23 protein-coding genes, 2 tRNA genes and 2 other annotated features are annotated in these 24,895 nt (G+C 42.6%); of the genes, 19 read left to right on the top strand and 6 right to left on the bottom strand.

Annotation, left to right across the window (positions count from 1 at the left end; all coding sequences use genetic code 11):
- Positions 1–26 precede the first annotated feature (26 nt).
- The 12 genes from B7703_RS06860 (at position 27) to trpA (ending at position 13,737) form a co-directional block, all read left to right on the top strand.
- Positions 27–1,772, top strand: a complete 1,746-nt coding sequence (locus B7703_RS06860; RefSeq protein WP_084924160.1) for an ABC transporter ATP-binding protein — start codon at positions 27–29, stop codon at positions 1,770–1,772.
- Positions 1,762–3,504, top strand: coding sequence for an ABC transporter ATP-binding protein (locus tag B7703_RS06855; RefSeq protein ID WP_084924159.1), 1,743 nt, complete (start codon positions 1,762–1,764; stop codon positions 3,502–3,504). The genes B7703_RS06860 and B7703_RS06855 overlap by 11 nt, the downstream gene beginning before the upstream one ends.
- A gap of 206 nt (positions 3,505–3,710) precedes the next feature.
- Complete coding sequence (locus B7703_RS06845; RefSeq protein WP_084924157.1) at positions 3,711–4,403, top strand: sugar transferase; 693 nt, start codon at positions 3,711–3,713, stop codon at positions 4,401–4,403.
- 42 nt (positions 4,404–4,445) lie between these two features.
- A complete protein-coding gene (locus B7703_RS06840; RefSeq protein ID WP_084924156.1) occupies positions 4,446–5,675 on the top strand; it encodes a DegT/DnrJ/EryC1/StrS family aminotransferase in 1,230 nt (409 codons plus the stop codon).
- 34 nt (positions 5,676–5,709) lie between these two features.
- Positions 5,710–5,941 (top strand) — a binding site (T-box leader).
- A 61-nt stretch (positions 5,942–6,002) separates the two neighbouring features.
- Positions 6,003–7,184 (top strand): tryptophan synthase subunit beta, encoded by a 1,182-nt coding sequence (gene trpB / locus B7703_RS06835; RefSeq protein WP_142358201.1) that lies wholly within the window; start codon positions 6,003–6,005, stop codon positions 7,182–7,184.
- Positions 7,181–7,406 (top strand) — a binding site (T-box leader). Its footprint overlaps the gene before it by 4 nt.
- Before the next feature lie 71 nt (positions 7,407–7,477).
- On the top strand, positions 7,478–8,839 hold the full coding sequence (gene trpE, locus B7703_RS06830) for an anthranilate synthase component I (protein WP_084924153.1): 1,362 nt from the start codon (positions 7,478–7,480) through the stop codon (positions 8,837–8,839).
- Entirely contained in the window at positions 8,836–9,402 is a 567-nt protein-coding gene (locus tag B7703_RS06825) for an aminodeoxychorismate/anthranilate synthase component II (protein ID WP_084924152.1), read from the top strand. The genes trpE and B7703_RS06825 overlap by 4 nt, the downstream gene beginning before the upstream one ends.
- A gap of 10 nt (positions 9,403–9,412) precedes the next feature.
- Entirely contained in the window at positions 9,413–10,417 is a 1,005-nt protein-coding gene (trpD, locus tag B7703_RS06820; protein WP_061425703.1) for an anthranilate phosphoribosyltransferase, read from the top strand.
- Complete coding sequence (gene trpC, locus B7703_RS06815) at positions 10,414–11,181, top strand: indole-3-glycerol phosphate synthase TrpC (protein WP_049491308.1); 768 nt, start codon at positions 10,414–10,416, stop codon at positions 11,179–11,181. Before trpD ends, trpC begins: the two co-directional genes overlap by 4 nt.
- Entirely contained in the window at positions 11,168–11,767 is a 600-nt protein-coding gene (locus B7703_RS06810; RefSeq protein ID WP_192851968.1) for a phosphoribosylanthranilate isomerase, read from the top strand. The genes trpC and B7703_RS06810 overlap by 14 nt, the downstream gene beginning before the upstream one ends.
- Positions 11,745–12,968, top strand: a complete 1,224-nt coding sequence (trpB, locus tag B7703_RS06805) for a tryptophan synthase subunit beta (RefSeq protein ID WP_084924149.1) — start codon at positions 11,745–11,747, stop codon at positions 12,966–12,968. Before B7703_RS06810 ends, trpB (B7703_RS06805) begins: the two co-directional genes overlap by 23 nt.
- Positions 12,961–13,737: a tryptophan synthase subunit alpha gene (gene trpA, locus B7703_RS06800; protein WP_084924147.1), complete on the top strand. Its 777-nt coding sequence runs from the start codon at positions 12,961–12,963 to the stop codon at positions 13,735–13,737. Before trpB (B7703_RS06805) ends, trpA begins: the two co-directional genes overlap by 8 nt.
- Here the strand turns inward: trpA and B7703_RS06795 are convergent.
- Positions 13,709–14,368 (bottom strand): prepilin peptidase, encoded by a 660-nt coding sequence (locus B7703_RS06795; protein WP_084924146.1) that lies wholly within the window; start codon positions 14,366–14,368, stop codon positions 13,709–13,711. The genes trpA and B7703_RS06795 overlap by 29 nt on opposite strands.
- Before the next feature lie 69 nt (positions 14,369–14,437).
- Between B7703_RS06795 and B7703_RS06790 the strand changes: the two genes are divergently transcribed.
- Positions 14,438–14,893 carry a GNAT family N-acetyltransferase gene (locus tag B7703_RS06790; RefSeq protein ID WP_061588673.1) on the top strand — a complete coding sequence of 152 codons (456 nt, stop codon included), beginning with the start codon at positions 14,438–14,440 and terminating at the stop codon, positions 14,891–14,893.
- A 48-nt stretch (positions 14,894–14,941) separates the two neighbouring features.
- Here the strand turns inward: B7703_RS06790 and B7703_RS06785 are convergent, their stop codons facing one another.
- Positions 14,942–16,087 (bottom strand): low temperature requirement protein A, encoded by a 1,146-nt coding sequence (locus B7703_RS06785; RefSeq protein WP_084924144.1) that lies wholly within the window; start codon positions 16,085–16,087, stop codon positions 14,942–14,944.
- Between the two features lie 801 nt (positions 16,088–16,888).
- Here B7703_RS06785 and B7703_RS06775 point away from each other — a divergent pair.
- On the top strand, positions 16,889–18,178 hold the full coding sequence (locus B7703_RS06775; RefSeq protein ID WP_084924143.1) for a hypothetical protein: 1,290 nt from the start codon (positions 16,889–16,891) through the stop codon (positions 18,176–18,178).
- A gap of 9 nt (positions 18,179–18,187) precedes the next feature.
- Positions 18,188–19,276: an AI-2E family transporter gene (locus tag B7703_RS06770; protein ID WP_084924141.1), complete on the top strand. Its 1,089-nt coding sequence runs from the start codon at positions 18,188–18,190 to the stop codon at positions 19,274–19,276.
- A gap of 140 nt (positions 19,277–19,416) precedes the next feature.
- Here B7703_RS06770 and B7703_RS06765 read toward each other — a convergent pair.
- From B7703_RS06765 to B7703_RS06750, 4 genes are all read right to left on the bottom strand, one after another.
- Positions 19,417–19,489 (bottom strand) — tRNA-Lys (locus B7703_RS06765).
- A 61-nt stretch (positions 19,490–19,550) separates the two neighbouring features.
- Entirely contained in the window at positions 19,551–20,066 is a 516-nt protein-coding gene (locus B7703_RS06760; protein WP_033681462.1) for a DUF308 domain-containing protein, read from the bottom strand.
- 359 nt (positions 20,067–20,425) lie between these two features.
- Positions 20,426–20,498 (bottom strand) — tRNA-Lys (locus B7703_RS06755).
- Between the two features lie 264 nt (positions 20,499–20,762).
- The gene (locus tag B7703_RS06750) at positions 20,763–22,034 is read right to left on the bottom strand and encodes a replication-associated recombination protein A (protein ID WP_070482993.1); all 1,272 of its coding nucleotides are present in this window, start codon (positions 22,032–22,034) and stop codon (positions 20,763–20,765) included.
- A 115-nt stretch (positions 22,035–22,149) separates the two neighbouring features.
- On the opposite strand from B7703_RS06750, the gene B7703_RS06745 reads away from it, so the two are divergent.
- From B7703_RS06745 to B7703_RS06730, 4 genes are all read left to right on the top strand, one after another.
- Positions 22,150–22,620, top strand: a complete 471-nt coding sequence (locus B7703_RS06745; protein WP_000257133.1) for a DUF3013 family protein — start codon at positions 22,150–22,152, stop codon at positions 22,618–22,620.
- 9 nt (positions 22,621–22,629) lie between these two features.
- Positions 22,630–23,058, top strand: a complete 429-nt coding sequence (locus B7703_RS06740) for an NUDIX hydrolase (protein WP_084924140.1) — start codon at positions 22,630–22,632, stop codon at positions 23,056–23,058.
- 137 nt (positions 23,059–23,195) lie between these two features.
- A complete protein-coding gene (prmA, locus tag B7703_RS06735) occupies positions 23,196–24,146 on the top strand; it encodes a 50S ribosomal protein L11 methyltransferase (protein ID WP_084924184.1) in 951 nt (316 codons plus the stop codon).
- Between the two features lies 1 nt (position 24,147).
- Positions 24,148–24,891 (top strand): 16S rRNA (uracil(1498)-N(3))-methyltransferase, encoded by a 744-nt coding sequence (locus B7703_RS06730; protein WP_084924138.1) that lies wholly within the window; start codon positions 24,148–24,150, stop codon positions 24,889–24,891.
- The last annotated feature ends 4 nt before the right edge of the window (positions 24,892–24,895 follow it).

The following is a 24,895-nucleotide window of genomic DNA, read 5'->3' as shown; positions in this document are numbered from 1 at the left end:
TCCATTTGCAATCAGAAAGGGATTTTATGTCCATTATTCAAAAACTTTGGTGGTTTTTCAAGTTAGAAAAACGCCGTTATCTAGTCGGGATTGTGGCCTTGGTCTTGGTTTCCGTCCTCAATCTAATTCCCCCCATGGTTATGGGTCGGGTCATTGATGCTATCACATCAGGGCAATTAACTCAGCAGGACCTCCTTCTTGACCTATTTTACTTGCTTCTTGCGGCCTTTGGGATGTATTATCTGCGCTATGTTTGGCGGATGTATATCCTTGGAACTTCCTACCGTTTGGGACAGATTATGCGGTCTCGCTTGTTTGAGCATTTCACAAAAATGTCTCCAGCCTTTTATCAAACCTATCGGACGGGGGACCTGATGGCACATGCAACCAACGATATCAATGCCTTGACTCGTTTAGCAGGTGGAGGAGTCATGTCTGCGGTGGATGCCTCTATCACAGCGCTGATGACTTTGCTGACCATGTTCTTTAGCATTTCATGGCAGATGACCTTGGTTGCCATTCTGCCCCTGCCTTTCATGGCTTATGCGACCAGTCGTCTAGGGAGAAAGACCCACAAGGCTTTTGGTGAATCGCAGACTGCCTTTTCTGAACTCAATAACAAGGTGCAGGAGTCTGTATCAGGTATCAAAGTGACCAAGTCTTTCGGTTATCAGGCGGACGAGTTGAAGTCTTTCCAGGCAGTCAATGAATTGACCTTCCAAAAGAACCTCAAAACCATGAAATACGATAGTCTCTTTGACCCCATGGTTCTCTTATTTGTTGGTTCATCCTATGTTTTAACGCTCTTGGTCGGCTCCTTGATAGTTCAGAAAGGGCAAATCACGGTTGGGAATCTAGTTACCTTTATCAGCTACTTGGATATGCTAGTTTGGCCTCTTATGGCCATCGGCTTCCTCTTTAATATTACCCAGCGAGGGAAGGTTTCCTACCAGCGGATTGAGGAACTTTTGTCTCAGGAATCACCTGTACAAGACCCTGAGTTTCCTTTAGATGGTATTGAAAATGGACGTTTGGAATATTCCATTGACAGCTTTGCCTTTGAAAATGAGGAGACATTGACGGATATCCACTTTAGTTTGGAAAAAGGGCAAACATTGGGCTTAGTCGGGCAGACAGGCTCTGGAAAAACATCTTTGATCAAGCTTCTCTTGCGTGAATACGATGTGGATGAGGGAGCCATTTATCTAAACGGTCATAATATTCGTGACTATCGTCTGACAGACCTTCGTAGTCTCATGGGCTACGTCCCTCAGGACCAGTTCCTCTTTGCGACTTCGATTTTAGATAATATCCGCTTTGGCAATCCTAACTTGCCCCTTTCAGCGGTCGAGGAAGCGACTAAGCTAGCCCAAGTTTACCAAGACATTGTAGCCATGCCTCAGGGATTTGATACGTTGATTGGTGAAAAGGGAGTCAGTCTTTCTGGTGGTCAAAAGCAACGTCTGGCTATGAGTCGGGCGATGATTTTAGACCCTGATATTTTGATTTTAGATGATTCCTTGTCAGCCGTGGATGCCAAGACAGAGTATGCTATTATTGACAATCTTAAGGAAACGCGTCAGGACAAGACAACCATTATCACGGCTCATCGCCTCAGTGCAGTTGTCCATGCAGATTTGATTTTAGTCCTGCAAAATGGCCAAATCATCGAACGAGGCAGGCACGAAGACTTGCTAGCTTTGGATGGCTGGTATGCTCAAACCTACCAGTCTCAGCAGCTGGAAATGAAAGGAGAAGAAGATGCAGAATAAACAAGAACAATGGACTGTATTGAAGCGCTTGATGTCTTATCTCAAGCCTTATGGACTCCTGACTTTTTTGGCACTCAGTTTTCTCCTAGCGACGACGGTCATTAAAAGTGTCATTCCCCTTGTGGCTTCCCATTTTATTGACCAGTATCTGAGCAATCTCAACCAACTCGCTGTGACCGTTTTGCTGGTCTACTATGGTCTTTATATCCTACAAACTCTGGTCCAGTATGTCGGCAATCTTCTCTTTGCGCGGGTGTCCTACAGTATTGTTAGAGATATTCGTCGAGATGCCTTTGCCAATATGGAAAAGCTGGGCATGTCTTATTTTGACAAGACGCCAGCAGGCTCTATCGTCTCTCGTTTGACCAATGACACCGAGACTATCAGTGATATGTTTTCAGGAATTTTATCCAGCTTTATCTCAGCAGTTTTCATTTTTCTGACAACCCTTTATACCATGTTGGTGTTGGATTTTCGTTTGACAGCATTAGTCTTGCTCTTTCTCCCTTTGATTTTCCTTTTGGTCAATCTCTATCGGAAAAAATCAGTGAAAATCATTGAGAAAACCAGAAGTCTCTTGTCAGATATCAATAGCAAGCTGGCTGAAAACATCGAGGGAATCAGAATAATCCAGGCCTTTAATCAAGAGAAGCGCCTACAGTCAGAGTTTGATGAAATCAACCAAGAACACTTGATCTATGCCAACCGTTCTGTAGCCTTGGATGCCTTTTTTTTGCGCCCTGCTATGAGTTTGCTGAAACTCCTAGGATATGCTGTCTTGATGGCCTATTTTGGCTATCGTGGACTTTATCTGGGAATAACAGTCGGAACCATGTATGCCTTTATCCAGTACATCAATCGTCTCTTTGACCCCTTGATTGAAGTGACGCAAAACTTTTCAACCCTTCAAACGTCTATGGTTTCTGCAGGTCGTGTCTTTGCCCTGATAGACGAGAGGACCTATGAACCTCTTCAAGAAAATGGGCAGGCTAAAGTCAAAGAAGGCAATATCCGGTTTGAACATGTGTGTTTCTCATATGACGGTAAACATCAGATTCTGGATGATATTTCCTTTTCGGTTAACAAGGGTGAAACCATTGCTTTTGTAGGCCATACAGGTTCAGGGAAATCGTCTATTATCAATGTCCTCATGCGCTTTTATGAATTCCAGTCAGGGCGAGTTCTCTTGGATGGTGTGGACATTAGGGACTACAGTCAGGAAGAGCTGAGAAAGAACATCGGTCTGGTCTTGCAGGATCCCTTCCTCTATCATGGGACCATTAAGTCCAATATCGCCATGTACCAAGAGATCAGTGATGACCAGGTCCAGGCTGCAGCAGCCTTCGTGAATGCAGATTCCTTTATCCAAGAACTTCCTCAGGGTTATGATTCCCCTGTTTCTGAGCGTGGCTCCAGTTTTTCAACAGGTCAGCGTCAGCTTCTTGCCTTTGCCAGAACAGTCGCCAGTCAGCCTAAAATCCTGATTTTGGATGAAGCGACAGCCAATATTGACTCTGAAACAGAAAGTTTGGTTCAAGCTTCTCTGGCTAAGATGAGACAGGGACGGACAACCATTGCCATTGCTCATCGCCTTTCTACCATCCAAGACGCCAACTGTATCTATGTTTTGGACAAGGGGCGCATCATCGAGAGTGGAACCCATGAGGAACTCTTGGTTCTGGGAGGAACCTATCACAAGATGTATAGTTTGCAAGCGGGTGCCATGTCCTAATACTCTTTGAAAATCTATTCAAGCCATGTCAGCTTTATCCGCAATCTCAAAGCTGCACATTGATCAGCCTGCGGCTAGCTCTTTGATTTTCATTGAGTGTAAGAATGAAATCCTTCAAATTACAGATTTCTTTCACCGCCTTTTCTATTTTGTGGTATAATGAAAAATGTTGACAAATAGTATAATAAAAACAAAGGAGAAACAGCATGCTGAAATGGGAAGACTTGCCCGTGGAAATGAAATCAAGCGAGGTTGAGTCTTACTACCAGCTTGTCTCTAAAAGGAAGGGTTCGCTGATTTTCAAGCGTTGTTTGGACTGGATTCTAGCCGTAGTCTTGCTGATTCTGACCTCTCCTATCTTTCTCATCTTGAGCATTTGGATCAAGTTGGATAGCAAGGGGCCAGTGATTTACAAGCAAGAGCGCGTGACCCAGTATAACCGTCGGTTCAAGATTTGGAAGTTCCGTACCATGGTGACGGATGCGGATAAAAAAGGAAGTCTGGTGACTTCAGCTAACGATAGTCGTATTACCAAGGTTGGCAATTTCATCCGCCGTGTCCGTTTAGACGAACTGCCTCAGCTGGTCAATGTTCTTAAAGGCGAAATGTCTTTTGTCGGTACACGACCTGAAGTGCCTCGTTACACAGAGCAGTATAGCCCTGAAATGATGGCGACCTTGCTCTTACCAGCAGGGATTACCTCTCCAGCCAGCATCAACTACAAGGATGAGGACACCATCATCAGTCAAATGACGGAGAAAGGTCTGTCGGTTGACCAAGCCTATGTCGAACACGTCCTTCCTGAAAAGATGAGCTATAACCTCGCCTATCTCCGAGAGTTTAGTTTCCTTGGAGACATCAAAATCATGTTTCAAACCGTGTTTGAAGTGCTAAAATAAAGTAGTCATGAGAAAATGAGTACAGATAAAAGGAGCAAATCAATGCCAAATTACAATATTCCATTTTCACCACCCGATATTACGGAAGCAGAAATTGCTGAAGTAGCGGATACCCTTCGTTCTGGTTGGATTACAACAGGTCCTAAGACAAAAGAGCTGGAGCGTCGCTTGTCTCAATACACACAGACGCCTAAGACTGTCTGCCTAAACTCTGCGACTGCAGCTCTTGAGTTGATTTTGCGTGTTTTGGAAGTGGGTCCTGGAGATGAAGTCATCGTTCCAGCTATGACTTATACAGCTTCATGTAGTGTCATCACTCACGTAGGAGCGACCCCTGTCATGGTGGATATTCAAGCAGATACGTTTGAGATGGACTATGACTTGCTGGAGCAAGCTATCACTGAAAAGACAAAGGTGATCATCCCAGTAGAGCTTGCAGGGATTGTTTGCGATTATGACCGATTGTTCCAAGTCGTGGAGAAAAAACGTGATCTCTTTAATGCTTCAAGCAAGTGGCAAAAGGCCTTTAACCGTATTGTGATTGTCTCTGATAGTGCCCACGCTTTGGGATCTACTTATAAAGGACAACCAGCTGGTTCTATCGCTGACTTTACTTCCTTCTCATTCCATGCCGTTAAGAATTTTACAACTGCTGAGGGAGGAAGTGCGACTTGGAAAGCCAATCCAGCGATTGATGACGAAGAGATGTACAAGGAATTCCAAATTCTTTCCCTTCACGGGCAAACTAAGGATGCTCTTGCCAAGATGCAACTGGGCTCATGGGAATACGATATTGTCACACCAGCCTACAAGTGCAATATGACAGATATCATGGCATCACTTGGATTGGTACAATTGGATCGTTACCCAAGTTTGCTTGGCCGGCGTAAGGACATCGTGGACCGTTATGATCGTGGTTTTTCAGGTTCTCGTATCCATCCATTGGCACACAAGACTGATAGTGTCGAATCTTCACGCCACCTCTACATCACCCATGTAGAAGGAGCAAGCCTAGAAGAACGCAACCTCATCATTCAAGAATTGGCTAAAGCAGGAATTGCAAGTAACGTACACTATAAACCGCTTCCACTCTTAACAGCCTATAAGAATCTTGGCTTTGATATGGCGAATTATCCTAAGGCCTATGCCTTCTTTGAAAATGAAATTACGCTCCCTCTTCACACTAAATTAAGCGATGAAGAAGTAGACTATATCATTGAGACTTTCAAAACAGTTTCTGAAAAAGTGCTAGCTTTATCAAAAAAATTGTAAAAAAGTCTTGACAAAGAAAAAACAAAGTATTAAAATAAATTCAACAAATCAGAAAAGTAACTATTTTTGATCTTCAGGGAGCCTGTGGTGATTGTGAACAGGTGGTTGGGAGTAGTGAAAGTGGGCTGATTTTAAAAATGAATTTGAAACAATGAAAATTCGGTGCGCACACCTTACAGTGCAACTTGTTGTTAGACAAGGCAGAGATGTAAAGGGAAATAGTCCCTTTATAATTGAGGTGGCACCGCGTTACCAACGCCCTCACACAGAGTTTAATTCTGTGTGTGGGCTTTTTCATATCTTGGAAACAGTAGAAAAGAGAAAAAAATTATGACAACTAAAGGTTATTTTGGACAATTTGGTGGTAGTTTTGTACCAGAGCCTATTCAGGCTTTGTTGGATGAGTTGGAAGTGACATTTGACAAGTACAAGGATGATCCAGAGTTTTTGGCAGAATTTCGCCATTATTTGAAGGACTATTCAGGTCGCGAAACACCGCTTTATTTTGCGGAAAGTTTGACAGATCACTTAGGTGGAGCTAAGATTTATCTCAAGCGTGAAGACCTTAACCACCTTGGTTCTCACAAACTCAACAACGTTTTAGGGCAAATTCTTCTTGCTAAACGTATGGGCAAAAAACGTGTCATCGCAGAAACAGGAGCTGGTCAGCACGGTGTTGCGACAGCTGCAGCTGCAGCCAAGTTTGGTATGGCCTGTGATGTCTACATGGGGGCAGAAGATGTAGAACGTCAACGTCTCAATGTTTTCCGTATGGAGATGATGGGAGCGACAGTTCATGCAGTTGAAACAGGAACTCGTACCCTCAAAGATGCGGTTGATGCAGCCTTTGGAGCATGGATGAATGATTTGGAAGCCTTCTACGTTTTGGGATCTGCTGTAGGACCACACCCTTATCCTACAATTGTCCACGAGTTCCAAAAGATCATCAGTGAAGAATCACGTCGTCAAATCTTAGAAAAAGAAGGCAGTTTACCAGACTACGTTATTGCCTGTGTAGGTGGTGGTTCCAATGCCATCGGTGCTTTTTCACAGTATGTGGCTGATGAAGAAGTCAAATTGGTTGGGGTAGAAGCTGCTGGTCACGGACTTGATACAGACAAGCACGCAGCTACTATGACAAAAGGTAGTATCGGAATTGTCGACGGTATGAAGACCTATGCAGTCTTTAAGGAAGACGGAGAGCTGGCTCCGGTTTACTCTATCTCAGCCGGTTTAGATTATCCAGGTGTTGGACCAGAACACGCCTACTTCAAAGACTCAGGTCGCGTGGAATATGTCGCTGCGACGGATGAAGAAGCTGTTCAAGCCCTCCTCCTTCTCAGCAAGACTGAAGGGATTATCCCAGCGATTGAAAGTTCACACGCTATCGCTGAAGCAGTCAAACGTGCACCGAAACTAAGCAAAGATGAGATTATCATCATCAATGTCTCTGGTCGTGGAGACAAGGACGTAGCTGCTATTGCAGACTACCTAGAAGCTAAAAAATAAAAGATGGAAAAATTACAGTCCTTTCTCTCACAGAGAGCTTGTGGTTGCTGGAAACAAGCAGAGAAAGCTGTAAGGTTGGGTCCATCTGAAACAAGAGAAGAAAACATAATTCTCAAGGGAGTGCCCTTTATTGCACAGCCTGTTACAGGAGGTATCTGAGACAGGAATGAGAGATAGGAGAAATCCTATAATTGAGGTGGCACCGCGAATTTCGTCCTCACGCAAGTTATTTTGCGTGGGGATTTTTCATACAGTCGCCACGAACTAGAATTAGAACTGAAAGGGAAATTACAATGGAACGAATCATTCATGGAGATGTCTTATCACCAATCTTGGCTTATATGCGTCTAAAGGGGCAACACAAGGTTATTTTAGAGAGTATTCCGAGAGACAAGGAAACAGCTCGTTTTTCTATCTTAGCCTATAATCCAGTTTTTGAGATTAAGTTTGAAAATGGAGTTCTTTATCAAAATGGTCAAGTGATTGATCAGGATCCCTTAGATTTTCTTTATGAAGTGACTCATAAGAGCCAGCACCACTCAGATCTACCTTTTGGTGGTGGAGCCATTGGTTTTGTTGGTTACGATATGATTTCGCTTTATGAAGAAATTGGTCAAATTCCTGAAGATACGATTGGAACGCCAGACATGCATTTCTTCGTCTATGAGAGTTACATGGTCTTTGACCACAAGAAGGAAAAAATTCATGTCATCGAGGAGGCTCTCTATAGTGAGCGCAGTCAAGAAGCCTTGGAAGAAGCCTTGAACCAAGTGCTTGAGGAATTACGCATCTCTGCTCCAAATGAATTTGAAGACTTGGATCTATCTCCGTTAGACTTCAAACCCCATATCGCTCCTCAGAAGTTTGAGGAAATGGTGGAAATAGCTCGTGACTTGATTCGTAACGGGGATATGTTCCAATGTGTACTCAGTCAGCGTTTCTCAGCAGAAGTTACTGGAAATCCATTTGACTTCTACAGAAATCTCCGCGTGACTAATCCTTCTAATTACCTTTATTTCTATGATTTTGGGGATTATCAAATCATCGGTGCTAGTCCAGAAAGTTTAGTTTCAGTTAAAAATGGCATCGTGACAACTAATCCGATTGCAGGGACACGACCAAGAGGCGCTACGGATGAAGAAGACAAGGCTTTGGCGACAGACCTGCTTTCGGATGAGAAGGAAACAGCAGAGCATCGAATGTTAGTAGACTTGGGACGAAATGATATTGGTCGCATCTCTGAAACGGCCAGTGTCCAAGTCACTAAGTATATGGAAGTGGAGCTCTTCCGTTATGTCATGCATTTGACCAGTGTGGTCAAGGGGCGTTTGCTTCCAGAACTCACTGCTATGGATGCCTTGAAAGCAACACTTCCTGCTGGAACTGTTTCTGGAGCACCAAAAATTCGCGCGATGAGACGCATCTATGAACTGGAAACGGAAAAACGGGGCGTATACGCAGGAGCAATCGGCTACTTGTCTGCGACGGGTGATATGGACTTCGCCATTGCCATCCGAACCATGATTCTCAAAAATCAAACAGCCTATGTGCAGGCCGGGGCAGGGATTGTCTACGACTCCATCGCCCAAAACGAATACCAAGAAACCATTAACAAGGCTAAATCTATGACTAGAATTGGAGAACTAAGACCATGATTTTATTGATTGACAACTATGATTCTTTTACCTATAACTTGGCGCAATACATTGGGAATTTTGCAGAAGTTCAGGTCTTGAGAAATGATGATCCCAAGCTGTATGAAGAAGCTGAAAAAGCAGATGGTCTGGTCTTTTCTCCTGGTCCTGGTTGGCCAGTTGATGCTGGAAAGATGGAAGACATGATTCGTGATTTTACTGGCAAGAAGCCGATTCTTGGGATTTGTTTGGGTCACCAAGCCATTGCAGAAGTCTTTGGTGGTAAGTTAGGTTTGGCTCCAAAAGTCATGCATGGAAAACAGAGCAATATCCGCTTTGAAGCACCATCTGTTTTGTATCAAGGTATCGAGGATGGTCGTGCGGTCATGCGTTATCACAGTATTTTGATTGAGGAAATGCCAGAAAACTTTGAAGTGACAGCTCGTTCGACTGATGACCAAGCCATCATGGGGATTCAACACAAAACACTTCCAATTTATGGCTTCCAGTACCATCCAGAGAGCATTGGAACGCCAGATGGCTTGTCTTCTATTCAGAATTTTATCGAGAAGGTTGTAAAGTGAGGAAACTAGGATGAAAGAGATTATTGAAAAACTAGCAAAATTTGAAAATTTATCAGGTGTGGAAATGACGGATGTCATTGAGCGTATCGTAACTGGGCGTGTAACGGAGGCGCAGATTGCTTCTCTCCTCTTGGCTCTTAAGATGAAGGGGGAAACACCTGAGGAACGCACAGCCATTGCCCAAGTCATGAGAGGACATGCCCAACACATTCCAACTGAAATCCATGACGCTATGGACAACTGTGGTACAGGTGGGGACAAGTCTTTCAGCTTTAACATCTCTACAACTGCAGCCTTTGTCTTGGCTGGTGGCGGTGTTCATATGGCCAAGCATGGTAATCGCTCGATTTCTTCTAAATCTGGTTCTGCAGATGTCCTCGAAGCCTTAGGCATCAACCTAGACCTCAAACCAGCTGAATTAGGTAAGGTCTTTGATAAAACTGGTATCGTCTTTCTCTTTGCTAAAAATATGCACCCAGCAATGAAATACATCATGCCAGCTCGTTTGGAATTGGGAATTCCAACGATCATGAACTTGACTGGTCCTCTGATTCACCCAATGGCTTTGGAAACACAGCTTCTTGGTATTAGTCGTCCAGAACTTCTAGAAAGTACAGCTCAGGTTTTGAAAAACATGGGTCGCAAACGTGCCATCGTGGTTGCTGGACCAGAAGGGCTGGATGAAGCCGGCTTGAACGGAACAACCAAGATTGCTCTTCTGGAAAATGGCGAAATCACCTTGTCAAGCTTCACTCCAGAGGATTTGGGAATGGAATACTACGCTATCGAAGACATTCGTGGAGGCAATGCTCAGGAAAATGCAGAAATTTTGCTTAGCGTTCTTAAAAATGAACCAAGTCCATTCTTGGAAACGACAGTTTTAAATGCTGGTCTTGGTTTCTATGCTAATGGTAAGGTAGCTAGCATCAAGGAAGGAGTTGCCTTGGCTCGTCAAGTCATTGCTAGTGGCAAGGCCCTTGAAAAACTCAGACTGTTACAGGAGTACCAAAAATGAGTCAGGAATTTTTAGCACGAATCTTGGTGCAGAAGGCGCGTGAGGTTGAGCAGATGGAGCTGGAGGAAATCCAGCCCCTGCGCCAGACCTATCGCTTGGCTGACTATCTAAAACAACACCAAGACCGTTTACAGGTAATCGCTGAAGTCAAGAAAGCTAGCCCTAGTCTGGGAGATATCAATCTCAATGTGGATATTGTGCAACAGGCCCAGACTTATGAAGCGAACGGAGCAGTGATGATTTCTGTTCTGACAGATGAAGTTTTCTTTAAAGGTCATTTGGATTATCTACGGGAGATTTCCAGTCAGGTACAGATTCCAACGCTCAACAAGAACTTTATTATCGATGAAAAGCAAATCATTCGAGCTCGCAATGCAGGTGCAACAGTCATCCTGCTCATTGTGGCCGCCTTGTCAGAAGAACGTCTCAAGGAACTGTATGACTACGCGACAGAGCTTAGTCTGGAGGTTTTAGTGGAAACTCACAATCTAGCTGAACTAGAAGTGGCTCACAGACTTGGTGCCCAGATTATCGGGGTCAATAATCGTAATTTGACCACCTTTGAAGTTGACTTGCAGACCAGTGTAGATTTGGCTAAACATTTCAAAAATGATTGCTTGTACATTTCTGAATCTGCCATTTTCACAGGGCAGGATGCGGAACGAGTAGCCCCATACTTTAACGGAATTTTGGTAGGGACAGCTCTTATGCAGGCAGAAGATGTGGCCCAGAGAATCAAGGAGTTGCAGATTGACAAAGGTTAAGATTTGTGGACTATCGACCAAAGAAGCGGTGGAAACAGCTGTATCAGCAGGAGCAGACTACATCGGTTTTGTCTTTGCACCTAGTAAAAGACAGGTGACTTTGGATCAGGCTGCTGAGCTGGCAACGCTTATTCCTGCAGATGTCAAAAAGGTTGGTGTATTTGTTTCACCAAGTCGGGCAGAATTGCTAGAAGCAATTGAAAAAGTTGGCCTAGACTTGGTTCAAGTTCACGGTCAGGTGGAAGATGATTTGTTTGAGGATTTGCCTTGTGCCAGCATTCAGGCGGTACAGGTGAATGGAGAGGGTCATGTGCCCAATTCTCAGGCAGACTATCTACTCTTTGATGCCCCTGTGGCAGGAAGTGGCCAGACCTTTGACTGGGCTCAACTGGATACGATTGGACTAACTCAGCCTTTCTTTATCGCAGGTGGGCTTAATGAAGACAATGTAGTAAAAGCAATTCAACACTTTACTCCCTATGCAGTAGATGTATCAAGTGGAGTGGAGACAGACGGACAAAAAGATCATGAAAAGATTAGAAGATTTATAGAGAGGGTAAAGCATGGCATATCAAGAACCAAATAAAGATGGATTTTACGGAAAATTCGGCGGACGTTTCGTCCCAGAAACATTGATGACAGCAGTTTTGGAGTTGGAGAAGGCCTACCGTGAAAGTCAGGCAGACCCAAGTTTCCAAGAGGAATTGAACCAACTCTTGCGCCAGTATGTGGGACGTGAAACTCCCCTTTACTACGCAAAAAACTTGACCCAGCATATTGGCGGAGCCAAGATTTATCTTAAACGTGAAGACCTTAACCATACAGGGGCCCACAAGATTAACAATGCCTTGGGACAAGTTCTTCTGGCTAAACGCATGGGTAAAAAGAAAATTATCGCTGAAACGGGTGCTGGTCAGCACGGTGTAGCAACTGCAACAGCTGCAGCCCTCTTTAACATGGAATGTACTATCTACATGGGTGAGGAAGATGTCAAACGCCAAGCCCTCAATGTCTTCCGTATGGAGCTTTTGGGAGCCAAGGTTGAGGCAGTGACAGACGGTTCGCGCGTGCTCAAGGATGCGGTCAATGCAGCTCTTCGTTCATGGGTGGCAAATATCGACGACACCCACTATATTCTTGGTTCTGCCTTGGGGCCTCATCCTTTCCCAGAAATCGTTCGTGACTTCCAAAGCGTTATTGGTCGAGAAGCTAAACAACAGTACCGTGACTTGACAGGACAAGATCTGCCAGATGCTTTAGTAGCCTGTGTTGGTGGTGGTTCTAATGCTATCGGGCTCTTCCATCCCTTTGTAGAAGATGAGTCTGTAGCTATGTATGGGGCTGAAGCGGCTGGACTTGGTGTGGATACGGAGCACCACGCAGCTACCTTGACCAAGGGTCGTCCGGGTGTCCTTCATGGTTCCCTCATGGATGTGCTCCAAGATGCCCATGGTCAAATTCTTGAAGCCTTCTCTATCTCAGCAGGTTTGGACTATCCTGGTATTGGTCCAGAACATTCTCACTACCACGATATTAAACGTGCCAGCTATGTCCCTGTGACAGACGAAGAAGCCTTGGAAGGTTTCCAACTCTTGTCTCGTGTGGAAGGGATTATCCCAGCCTTGGAATCGAGTCATGCCATTGCTTTCGCAGTGAAATTGGCCAAAGAACTTGGACCAGAAAAGTCTATGATTGTCTGTCTATCAGGTCGTGGGGACAAGGATGTGGTTCAAGTCAAAGACCGCTTGGAAGCAGATGCAGTAAAGAAGGGAGAAACTTATGCCTAAGACACTAACAGAAAAATTGAACGCTATTAAAGCAGCTGGAAAAGGAATTTTCGTTCCCTATATCATGGCTGGTGACCACGAAAAAGGTTTGGACGGTCTTTCTGAAACAATTCACTTTTTAGAAGATTTGGGTGTTTCGGCTATTGAAGTTGGTATTCCCTTTTCAGACCCTGTTGCAGATGGACCTGTTATCGAAGAAGCTGGCTTGCGCAGTTTAGCCCACGGGACCTCTACCCAGGCTTTGGTTGAAACATTGAAAACCATTGAAACAGAGGTTCCACTTGTCATCATGACCTACTTCAACCCTCTCTTTCAGTACGGTGTGGAGAACTTTGTCAAAGATTTGGCAGATACAGCGGTTAAGGGCTTGATCATTCCAGACCTTCCTCATGAGCATACCAATTTTGTGGAGCCTTATTTGGCAGATACAGACATCGCTTTGATTCCCCTAGTTAGTTTGACGACAGGGCTTGAGCGTCAGAAAGAGTTGATTGATGGGGCAGAAGGATTCGTCTATGCGGTTGCCATCAATGGGGTGACAGGGAAATCAGGCAATTACCGCGCAGATTTGGACAAGCACTTGGCACAACTTCATCAAGTGGCCGATATCCCAGTCTTGACAGGTTTTGGCGTATCTAGTCAAGCTGATGTAGAACGCTTCAATGCGGTGTCAGATGGCGTTATCGTCGGTTCAAAAATCGTAAAAGCTCTCCACCAAGGAGAGCCGATTGAGGACTTTATCAAACAAGCAGTAGCTTACCAAAAATAATTACACAGGCAGCGAGTAAGAGGAAAGGCACGAAAGGAAGTCTTTCCTTTTTCTTTTGCAGTAGAAAGGCCAGGATGCCCGTCGCAGAAGCAAACTGAATCAAGATGAGTAATTCGGTTGCGCTAAAGACGATAGCACAAGAAGCTAAAAAGAGAAAATCCCCTGCACCCATGCGGATATCGATAAAATGAGCCACAATTCCAAGAGCAAGGAAGAAGACCATGACTAGATTCCAGCCAGAGGAAGCCATGAGGATTAGGTGGAAAGTCATCCAGACCAGTAGGGGATATTCCTGATGGCGAAAGTCGTAGATACCCAAGGTCAAACCGGCAGTTATGAGGACGACTTGTACCAAGGAAAGCCAGCCCCATGACCAAGCCAGAAAGAGGAGTCCTAAACCTAGTTCAAAGAGGGCATACCAGACAGGATATGTAGCCTTGCAGTAGCGACAGCGAAAGCGATTGAGCACCTGCGAGAGAATAGGAATCAAATCTAAGGGACGCAAGCGAGTCTGACAGGAATCGCAGTGACTAGCAGGTTGGATAATAGATTGCTCTGGAAAGCGGTCAATGACCAAACCAAGAAAGGAAGCGAGAATGCTCCCGACAAGAAAAAAATAAATATCAATCATACTTATCTATTCGTAAAAAATAGGAGAAGTAGTATAATGGAGAAACATAGATAAGATGGTGAGGCAAAGATGATAGTTCGTTTTGAAGAAAAGGTGAGCACAGAAAACGCTCAGCTCGTATGCAAATGGTCCAACTCCCTAGGCAAATCCTTTCAAGAACAATGGATGGGACCAATGATTCCTTTTCCCTTGACAATTCAAGTTTTGCAAGATTTGGAAGGATTCTTTTCAATCTTTGATGGATACGAGTTTGTGGGGCTTATCCAGAAAATCAGGCAAGAAGACAGCAATCTTCATATTGGAAGATTTTTTATCAATCCCCAGAAACAGGGACAAGGCTTAGGTAGGCAGGCTTTAAGGAAATTTGTTAGTTTGGTCTTTGAAAATGGAGACATAGATAGTATTTCTCTAAATGTCTTCGAGGCAAATCAAGCAGCTCAGCACCTTTATCAAAAAGAAGGATTTGAAATCGTTCAAATAGTTGAAGCACCTGCACGAAAATACCTTATGAAAAAGTTTAGATAGAAATCAAAAAAGCCTTGGTTCCCAAAGCTTTTTTATGTTATAAACTCATTAAAAGAGCCCCCAGTTAGATTTGGAATATTTTTTATTCTGTGTCATATAAAAATAAATAAAATGAATGGCTATAGCTAGAGCTAAAATGGTTGTTATACTCACTACTATTATAGGATTAGAAGCAAAGATTAAAGAGAGAATCAAGGCAGCCAGATAGAGTGTCGCTTGGACACAGTAGTAACTTTTCGAATAGCGAAGATAGTGTTTGTTATGGGGCCCATTTACTAGGACAGCAGCTTGAAAGAGGCCAAATCCGATATAAGAGAAGCTGGTTGCAAAGAGACGATTAGCTTCAGGATTCAGAAGAAAACTCATCGAAACGGTCATCATAAGAAGTCCAATGAAAATAGGATAGTGACTGTAAATTAGAAATAGTCCCTTTTGATTAGATTTTTCATCAATAGCATGGTCGAATTGACCAAAATAAAACAAGAACAGAGAAATCATAATAATGAAATAAAGAACCGAATAAATCGAGAAATTCTCGATTGTAAAGAAGTTAGCTAGCTCCGTAATCATCTCTCCAAACATAATAATGACAAGAAGGGAGATGCGCTCGATTAAATGGGGGAGATTTACCTGGTAATGCTTATCTTTATTAAGCAAGATACTTGGCATAATAAATGTTAGCAGAATACTAGCAAATAAGATATAGACTCTAAGGTAAATAGGAAGAAGAGCTGCTAGATAGAATCCTAAACTTCCTAGACCTGTTATCCATAGAAAACCTTTGATACTTTCCCGATTAGCATCATCGGTTGATTTTCTAAAAAATTCAACCAAATATTGAAAAAATAAGGTAAGGGTTAATGTACCAATAGCCCAACAGAGATAATGAAAATATTGTTGCCAATCAGGTCCAATCATATTGGCTATAAAGAGTAAAATTCCCATTTTGATAAACATGATTACTATGTTAAATAAAGAGTTCTTTCCATAGCGATTGGTATAATCGGTTTGAATCATCCAGGAATCGATGAGAAACAAAGTAGCAATGAGAAAATCAAGGAAAGAATTCCAAGTCAAAATACCGTTATGAAGATGGTCAATTAAAGTAGTTACTTTTGAAATTGCAAAAACAAAAACTAAGTCATAAAAAAGTTCTGAAAATTCTACACGTTTATGTTTAATAAGAGTTGTCATCTTAAGACCTTTCTATTTTAGAAGTACAATTTATTATAACAGAAAATGGTAAAAAAAAAGGAGATGCTTAAATAACTTCATGTGACGCGAATGAACTGCGCCACAAAAGTTAGGTTTTTTCTGTCTAACTTTTGGGGTGCAGTTCAGAAGGGGTGTTTTTTCTATCGTTTTTTAGTGCTAAGACTACACAAAAAAGCCTTGTAAATCAAGGCTTTTTCCTGTTGATTTAGATGCCCCCTACAGGGATTTGGAAAGGACTTTCATATTGAGAGCAATTAAAAATATTGAAATATAAGTGATTTTAGGTATTTTCAATGTCATGATTTAAAAATGGGACAAAAGTGGGGCAAAAACCATACAGATTCTAAACTGTATGGTTCTTTTTTTATCTAACCAAGAAAGGTTAAAACTTATTAAAACAAATGCAATCAACTGTTGAAAACTTTTTAGTCCGTGTAATATAAAAACAAGTAAAAAGTTGAACTATAGGGAATATTGTGTCATAATAGGTAATAGATGAATAATTAATAGATTGGAAATAATGCTTTCTTACCTTAACAAGTTGAATTGGTTATACATTTTTTCGTCGCAATTGTGTCTATCTCTCGAGTTTAGCTAGTTTTTATAAGCTCTGGATTCTAATCAATATAACAAATTTTAGAAGTGCATAAGACAAGATGGTGACATTACTACAGTCATTTCTAGTCACCATATGTTGCTGGCACAGGCTGTTTGTAGTGTTGGCTATTTACTAGTCAGTTTAATCGGAGTGTTTAATTTTTATTGTTGAAAGGTTTTTATATGGCGAAAATTCTATCTTTAGGTCTGACAGGTAAGAAATTACTTGCTCAGGGGTTCTTGTTTGTTCTGCTAGGTCTCATCTTGATGGTCACGGGGACTTGGTTGCCAGTAACAGTTATTCGACTGGTTCTGTTTTTAGCTTGGATAGCAACGGTCTTAGATTTAGTATTACGTATTTTCAAAAAAAGTCAGTCAACGGACACCTTGGGAGTTGCACTGGTTAAATTGTTAGTGCTGGGATATTTGCTTGGCTCCAATCTTGCGACGGATGTGCCGATTTATATTTTGGCTCTTGTGATTGGAGTTTATCAGATTTTTCATGCTAGTATTAACCTTGTCACCTATGTTCTCTACCGCAAAAACAAAATTCGACCTCGTTTTCGTCTCTTACTAGATGGACTCGTACTAGTTTTTCTTGGTGGGACTAGTCTTTTGTCCTCTACAGGAAATTCTGTCTTTCAACTCTTTGTATTAGGGGCTTATTTTTTCCTTTATGGTCTGTCCAATATCCGTGACGGTTTCTTATTTGAAGGGGAAATTGGGAAAAACCATCTCAAACGTCGTATTAGAATTAGCTTACCTATTGTCCTAGCCGCTCTCATCCCTGCAAGAACTTTAGCAAAAATCAACAAATTCATGCAGGAAAATGCTGATGAGAGAGAGGATATCCATCTTGGAATGGTGAAGTCTGGTAAGACAGCGGAGCTTGAAATTTTTGTTCATACAGCTGAGACCTCTCTGTTTTCGGCAATTGGTCATGTGGATATCTGCTATCAAGGCCGTGTTATTTCTTATGGCAACTATGATCCGTCTTCTGAGACCTTATTTGGCATGGTAGGAGATGGTGTCTTATATTTCTGTGATCGTGACAAGTACATTGACCTATGTAAACGTGAGAGTCAAAAAACGCTTTTTGGTTATGGGATAGATTTGACGCCTGAAATGGAAAAAGCAGTTCAGAAAAAGTTGGCTGAATTGAAACAACTGACGATTCCATGGGAGCCAAGTGCAGATAAAATCATGACAGGTGATGGTAAGGAAGACTACACCTACGCTTATAAAATCAGACATGAGACAGATGGGGAACTTTATAAATTTATCAAATCTAAGTTTAAATCCTACTTTGTCTTATCTACAAACTGTGTGCTCTTGGCTGATACCATAGTCGGTCAGGCTGGCACCGATATCCTCTCACCCAAAGGATTTATCGCACCAGGAACTTACCAAGCTTACCTTGACCGAGAGTTTGAAAAACCAAATAGTATAGTCGTATCTAAACATGTTTATTAAGGAGAATTTATGAATTTAGTAAAAAAATACACCCCATTAATACTTTTTATAGGGCTGGTTACTCTTGTAATTCTGAATGCATCGAGCTTTATATCAGGAGCAATCTCTCTCTTTGATGTAATATCAACCTTGATTTATGGTGCTGTTATTGCTTTTGTGCTTAATGTTCCTATGAAAAAAATTGAACAGTACTTAGTTAAATTGAAGGTAAAGGCAGAGTTGCGTCGTCCGATTGCCATGGTACTTGTTTTCCTAGCTCTTATCTTAATCGTGATTGCTCTTTTGGTTTTGGTGCTGCCAACCCTAGCCCAGACTATTAGTCAGCTGGGAACAGTCCTTTCAACAGTCCTTACTCAACTTGGGAAATTGCTAGGCAGCTCGGAATTTGTAACCAAAGACATGTTGTCAACTATCGTATCAGGCATACAGGGACAATCTAGTTCTATTAGCCAAGCTTTGATAGGTTTTTTATCAGGTCTGACTAGTAATATCGGCAATATTTTTTCAAGTTTGATGAATGCCTTTTTGATTATAGTCTTCACCTTTTTATTTTTATCCAGTAAGGAACATTTGGCAGCGATGACGAGTCGACTTCTAAAAGTTTTTCTTCCAGAGAAGGTGGTGATAAAGTTGACTTACATTGGACAAGTAGCACTAGAGACTTATGACCAATTTTTGATGAGTCAGCTGATTGAAGCAGTTATCATAGGAGTTATGATAGCGGTTGGTTACAGCGTGTTTGGGATACCCTATGGAGTAATGACAGGTATCTTTGCAGGAGTGCTATCGTTCATTCCTTATGTAGGGCCTATGATTGCTTGTGTTGTGGGAGCGATTTTTATCTTCACAGTGAGTCCTACTCAAGCCTTACTTTCTCTTCTTCTATATCAAATCATACAACTGATTGAGGGAAATCTTATCTATCCCAAAGTTGTGGGTCAATCTATTGGCTTACCAGCCCTTTTCACGCTTGCGGCTGCTAGTATCGGAGGGAATCTTTTCGGACTACTTGGAATGATATTCTTTACCCCCGTATTTGCTGTTATCTATCGACTGGTTAAAGAATTTGTCGTTGCAAAGGAAAATCAGGTAGATTAAGAAAAACTAAATTTAATAAGATATACTGAGAAGAGAGTGAGAGATTCTCTTCTCTTCTATTTTTAAATACTTTTCTACAAAAAGCTATTAGACGTTAAAAAAAGCCTTGGTTTCAAGGCTTATTTCTGTTGATTTAGATGTGCCCCCTGCAGGGCTCGAACCTGCGACCCATAGATTAAGAGTCTACTGCTCTACCAACTGATCTAAGAAGGCAAATAAAAAGCTGAGAATGTAACTTCCCAGCTTTTTTAATATGCCCAAAATGGCAGCTAGATTATTTACGAAAGGCATCAAGGATATAGGTGAAACCAACAATTAAAAATGCAAAGGCAACGACATAAACGACAAAGACACTTGTAGCTACTGGATTGAACAAAATCACTAGACCTAGTAAAAATGCAAGCAACGCTATCCACATGATATGGTTGCCAATAATAGGGAAAATCAATCCCAGACGATTGCCTTTAAAGAAAGCTATAATGGCTTCTACAATTAACCAAATTCCTAAAATAGTTGGAATGACAACTGGCAGCGTCACAAAGCCATAGGCAACGAGGTAAAGAGCTAAGAGAAGATTAACAATCCCTTGGAAAAGATGAGCTGGTGAGCGAAGCTCTTTTGGTACAGAGAAATAGCCTAAAATAGCTGCTATAGAAGAAACCAGTAAACCAAATGCAATCCACCAGCTGTAAACAACAAGATTAGCTACTGGGTTTGTAAATAGGAAAAGTCCTAAAAGGACAAAAACAACTCCTGCAAGGAATAGCAGTAAACGATTAGAAAATTTCATTTCAATACCCCCTATATAGTATAGTATAGTATAGTTTGATAATAAAAATATTATACACCTTTTTAGAGGAAATGTCAATAAACAAAATGGAAAATTTGGAAGTTTCAGTCTGATTTATGAAAAGAAAATCAGTTTTTATTATTTTGAAAATAAAAAGAGAAGATAAAATTTGTCTTCTCTACATGAAAATATTGTATGGCATCAAAGCAAAAGTAACTGGCTTTACACTATTTGTAAAGATGTAATTTGATTCAAAAAGAAAAGATAGATTTAAAATGTGGGACAAATGATGGGGTAAATCAGTTATAGACAAGCAAAAAAAGCCTTGATTTACAAGGCTTTTTCCTGTTGTATTTAGATGCCCCCTACAGGGATCGAACCTGTGACCCACGGATTAAGAGTCCGCTGCTCTGCCAGCTGAGCTAAGGAGGCAAAGAAAAAAGCTGTATTGGTGCCGAAACTTCACGGTTTGTATTGAACCCGCGCAATTAAGCAGGTGGGCAACTCGCTCTAACTGAAGCTGTTTCCGTGTGAGACGGCCTACATGCTGTTAGAAGACTTTTGTTTCCCTAATAATACAAAAAATAGTCGGTCAACACTTAAGTGTGAAGTCGTACACCACAGCGTTTCTATGTTTATATAATACCACTTTTTCAAAAAAAATCAAGAGGAAAGTGCAATTTTTTGAAAAGGATTTCAGATTTTTCGCAAACGGTCGATAGCTTCCTTTCTTTGAGCCAAAGCCCGTTCATATTTACCAGTATCTTCTGCTTGGAAATAGTGATGATTGCGGATTTTTTCTGGCAGATAGTCTTGCTTGACCCAATTTCCAGGATAGTTGTGTGGATAGAGATAGTCTTGGGCATTCCCTAGTTCCTTGCTTCCGCTGTAGTGTCCATCACGCAGGTGTCGCGGAATAGGCAAGTGCCCTGATGTTTTGAGGTCAGCAAGTGCCTTATCCATAGCTACATAGGCTGAGTTGGATTTTGGAGAAAGGGCCAAATCAATGACGACATTGGCAATGAGAATGCGGGCTTCTGGGAACCCAATCTTCTGGGCAGCATCCAGAGCAGTCACGGTATGAATCTGGGCTTCAGGGTTGGCCAAACCGATATCTTCATAGGCGATAACGGTCAAGCGACGAGCGAGACTTGGCAGATCCCCAGCCTCAATCAAGCGGGCAGCATAGTGAAGACTGGCATCAACATCTGAGCCACGGATAGACTTTTGCAGGGCAGATAGAACATCATAGTGACCGTCTCCATCCTTGTCCATAGTGATGTAGCTTCTCTGAAGACTATTTTCCATGATGTCTAGAGTGATATGGCGGATGCCCTCGTCATTCTCAGGGGTAGAAAGAACAGCCAAGTCCAGCGAGTTGAAGGCAGAACGCAGGTCTCCGTTTGTAGAGGTTGCGATGAAATCTAGCGCATCCTCATCTAGTTCTACTGGAAAATCAAAACCACGCTCAGGATTACTTAGAGCTATCTGAAGGGCCTCTTTGACGTCTTGGTTAGACAGAGGTTCCAACTCAAAAATTTGAACACGACTGCGAATGGCAGGAGTGACAGAGAAGAAAGGATTTTCAGTCGTAGCCCCAATCATGATGACAAGACCACTTTCCAAGAGTGGCAGGAGGAAGTCTTGCTTGGTTTTATCTAGTCTATGAATCTCGTCTAGTAATAGGACGAGACCACCAGAGAATTTAGCCTCTTCCGCAATTTCTTGCAGTCGCTTTTTACTATCAACTGTCGCATTGAAAGTTCGAAAGGCATACTTGGTCGTCCCTGCGATGGCAGAGGCAATACTGGTCTTGCCGATTCCCGGAGGTCCATAGAGAATCATGGAGGACAGGCGGTTGGCTTCCACCATGCGGCGGATAATTTTTCCAGGCCCGACCAGATGTTCCTGACCAATGACCTGGTCGATGGTTTTAGGGCGCATGCGAAGCGCGAGATTGTCTGGCATAGCAGTCCTTTCTAGCGTGGATTTTCTGATGTATATGTGGTAAGATGGTAGTATCTATTTTAGCATATTTCCGAGCAATCGGGGCGATTTAAGAGTCGCATAGAAAGAGGACAAAATGGCAACATATGGATTTTTAGATGTTTTACAAGAAGAGTTGGACAAGAACTTTCCTTTTGATTATGAGATTAGTTGGGACAAGCGCAACCACGCGGTTGAAGTGAGTTTTTTGTTAGAAGCGCAAAATGCTGCAGGTGTGGAGATGGTGGATGAAGATGGAGAGGTTTCGTCAGATGACATTCTCTTTGAAGAAGCAGTTCTTTTCTACAATCCTGCTAAATCAACAGTCAATGCAGAAGACTATTTGACTGTCATCCCTTACTTGCCTAAAAAAGGATTTTCTCGTGAATTTTTAGCATATTTTGCTCTTTTCCTTAAAGATACTGCTGAGGTTGGGCTAGATGCCCTCATGGACTTTTTGGAAGACCCAGAAGCAGAAGAATTTGTCATGGAATGGAACCAAGAAGTCTTTGAAGAAGGAAAAGTAGGCTTGGAAGAGGGAGAGTTTTACCCTTATCCGAGATACTAGGAGTTTGACATGGAAATAGAGATTTCTGATTTCACAGGCTGTAAGATTGCTTTGTTTTGTGGGGATAAACTTCTGACTATCTTACGCGATGATAAGGCAAGCATTCCCTGGCCCAATATGTGGGAACTGCCCGGTGGGGGACGCGAGGGGGATGAAAGTCCTTTTGAGTGCGCAGCGCGTGAAGTTTATGAAGAACTGGGAATTCATTTGACTGAGGATTGTCTGCTTTGGAGTAAGTTTTATCCAAGTATGCTTTTTGCGGATAAACAATCTGTATTTCTAGTCGGTCAGTTAACACAGAACCAGTTTGACAATATCACCTTTGGTGATGAAGGGCAGGGCTATCAGCTCATGAATGTCAAGGAATTTCTTAGCTCCAGTCAAGTTGTACCTCATTTGCAAGAGAGATTAAAAGATTATTATAAAGTAAGTGATTAGAAAGGATGGTTCGGTTAAATTTCTAAACTGAACCCGCCCTAAACACTGTGCCAAAAAGATAAACTTCTCATAGACACAAGCGTCTTCAGAGAAGTTTCTATTTTGGCTTTGTGTTTTACGGGCTTGGTATCTTAAATATGGAAACATGGCAAGAGTTAAAAGTTACAGTGAAGCGTGAGGGAGAGGAGTTGGTTTCCAATCTCTTGATTGAGCTGGGAGCGCAAGGTGTTGCGATCGAAGATAGTATGGACTATGTGGGAAATGTTGACCGCTTCGGCGAGATTTTCCCAGAGATTGAGCAGCAAGAAGAAATCGTAGTGACAGCCTACTACCCTGATACGGTTGATGTAGCAACGGTTGAGGCAGACTTGCAGGCCCGTCTGGCAGAATTGACAGACTTTATGGATTTGGGTGAGGTCAAGATGGGGACGACTGCCTTGGCTGAGGAAGACTGGGCAGACAACTGGAAGAAATACTATGAACCAGCTCGTATCACTCATGACTTGACCATCGTGCCGTCGTGGACAGACTATGAGGCGACTGCGGGAGAAAAGATTATCAAGCTAGATCCTGGTATGGCTTTCGGGACAGGAACCCACCCAACTACCAAGATGAGCCTCTTTGCTTTGGAGCAGGTTCTTCGTGGTGGCGAAACTGTGCTAGATGTGGGGACTGGTTCAGGGGTTCTCTCTATTGCCAGCTCGCTACTTGGTGCCAAGGAAATCTTTGCCTACGACCTGGATGATGTAGCAGTTCGAGTTGCTCAGGAAAATATTGAGCTAAACCCTGGTATGGAAAACATCCATGTAGCAGCAGGAGACTTGCTTAAGGGAGTTGAGATTGAGGCAGATGTGATTGTAGCTAATATCTTGGCGGATATCCTCGTTCATCTGACGGATGATGCTTATCGCTTGGTCAAGGATGAAGGCTACCTCATCATGAGTGGAATTATCAAGGACAAGTGGGACATGGTGCGCGAGTCGGCTGAGTCAGCTGGATTTTTCCTCGAAACTCACATGGTTCAAGGGGAATGGAATGCCTGTGTCTTTAAGAAAACCAAGGATATTTCCGGTGTGATTGGAGGCTAGCATGCAACAGTATTTTGTCAAAGGCAGTGCAGTCTCTCCTGTCACTATCGAGGACAAGGAGACCAGCAAGCATATGTTTCAGGTCATGCGCCTGAAAGAAGATGATGAGGTTACCTTAGTCTTTGATGATGGTATCAAGCATTTGGCGCGCGTGCTGGATGTGGAAGCTCGTCAGTTTGAATTGGTAGAAGAACTAGATGACAATGTGGAACTGCCAGTCCAGGTGACCATCGCATCTGGCTTTCCCAAGGGGGACAAGCTGGAGTTCATCGCTCAAAAAGTAACCGAACTGGGTGCTAGCCAAATCTGGGCCTTTCCTGCCGACTGGTCGGTTGCCAAGTGGGATGGCAAGAAATTGGGCAAAAAGGTTGAAAAACTAGAAAAAATCGCCCTTGGAGCAGCAGAACAAAGCAAGCGTAATGTTGTTCCAAGTATCAAGCTTTTTGAGAAAAAAGCAGACTTTCTAGCCCAACTTGACCAATTTGACCGTATCATAGTAGCCTATGAAGAGTCGGCCAAAGAAGGAGAAGCCGCTGCGCTCTTACAAGCGGTCACTGGTCTTGAAACAGGAGCTAAACTGCTCTTTATCTTTGGTCCAGAAGGTGGTCTGTCACCTGCAGAAATTGAGAGTTTCGAAGCTAAGGGATCAGTCTTAGCAGGACTTGGTCCTCGTATTTTGCGAGCAGAAACAGCACCACTTTACGCTTTATCAGCCCTTAGTGTTTTATTAGAATTAGAGAAATAAGAGG

This window comes from Streptococcus mitis (assembly GCF_002096735.1).
GTDB classification, from domain to species: Bacteria; Bacillota; Bacilli; order Lactobacillales; family Streptococcaceae; genus Streptococcus; species Streptococcus mitis_CZ.
Note: the sequence above shows the minus strand (reverse complement) of the source record. Positions and strands in the feature narration are given on the sequence as shown.

Bases quoted from the DNA above. Each gene is read 5' to 3' on its own strand.
- B7703_RS06860 (WP_084924160.1), top strand. From the start codon at position 27: ATGTCCATTATTCAAAAACTTTGGTGGTTTTTCAAGTTAGAAAAACGC.
- B7703_RS06855 (WP_084924159.1), top strand. From the start codon at position 1,762: ATGCAGAATAAACAAGAACAATGGACTGTATTGAAGCGCTTGATGTCT.
- B7703_RS06845 (WP_084924157.1), top strand. From the start codon at position 3,711: ATGCTGAAATGGGAAGACTTGCCCGTGGAAATGAAATCAAGCGAGGTT.
- B7703_RS06840 (WP_084924156.1), top strand. From the start codon at position 4,446: ATGCCAAATTACAATATTCCATTTTCACCACCCGATATTACGGAAGCA.
- trpE (WP_084924153.1), top strand. From the start codon at position 7,478: ATGGAACGAATCATTCATGGAGATGTCTTATCACCAATCTTGGCTTAT.
- B7703_RS06825 (WP_084924152.1), top strand. From the start codon at position 8,836: ATGATTTTATTGATTGACAACTATGATTCTTTTACCTATAACTTGGCG.
- trpD (WP_061425703.1), top strand. From the start codon at position 9,413: ATGAAAGAGATTATTGAAAAACTAGCAAAATTTGAAAATTTATCAGGT.
- trpC (WP_049491308.1), top strand. From the start codon at position 10,414: ATGAGTCAGGAATTTTTAGCACGAATCTTGGTGCAGAAGGCGCGTGAG.
- trpB (WP_084924149.1), top strand. From the start codon at position 11,745: ATGGCATATCAAGAACCAAATAAAGATGGATTTTACGGAAAATTCGGC.
- trpA (WP_084924147.1), top strand. From the start codon at position 12,961: ATGCCTAAGACACTAACAGAAAAATTGAACGCTATTAAAGCAGCTGGA.
- B7703_RS06795 (WP_084924146.1), bottom strand. From the start codon at position 14,368: ATGATTGATATTTATTTTTTTCTTGTCGGGAGCATTCTCGCTTCCTTT.
- B7703_RS06790 (WP_061588673.1), top strand. From the start codon at position 14,438: ATGATAGTTCGTTTTGAAGAAAAGGTGAGCACAGAAAACGCTCAGCTC.
- B7703_RS06785 (WP_084924144.1), bottom strand. From the start codon at position 16,087: ATGACAACTCTTATTAAACATAAACGTGTAGAATTTTCAGAACTTTTT.
- B7703_RS06775 (WP_084924143.1), top strand. From the start codon at position 16,889: ATGGCGAAAATTCTATCTTTAGGTCTGACAGGTAAGAAATTACTTGCT.
- B7703_RS06770 (WP_084924141.1), top strand. From the start codon at position 18,188: ATGAATTTAGTAAAAAAATACACCCCATTAATACTTTTTATAGGGCTG.
- B7703_RS06760 (WP_033681462.1), bottom strand. From the start codon at position 20,066: ATGAAATTTTCTAATCGTTTACTGCTATTCCTTGCAGGAGTTGTTTTT.
- B7703_RS06750 (WP_070482993.1), bottom strand. From the start codon at position 22,034: ATGCCAGACAATCTCGCGCTTCGCATGCGCCCTAAAACCATCGACCAG.
- B7703_RS06745 (WP_000257133.1), top strand. From the start codon at position 22,150: ATGGCAACATATGGATTTTTAGATGTTTTACAAGAAGAGTTGGACAAG.
- B7703_RS06740 (WP_084924140.1), top strand. From the start codon at position 22,630: ATGGAAATAGAGATTTCTGATTTCACAGGCTGTAAGATTGCTTTGTTT.
- prmA (WP_084924184.1), top strand. From the start codon at position 23,196: ATGGAAACATGGCAAGAGTTAAAAGTTACAGTGAAGCGTGAGGGAGAG.
- B7703_RS06730 (WP_084924138.1), top strand. From the start codon at position 24,148: ATGCAACAGTATTTTGTCAAAGGCAGTGCAGTCTCTCCTGTCACTATC.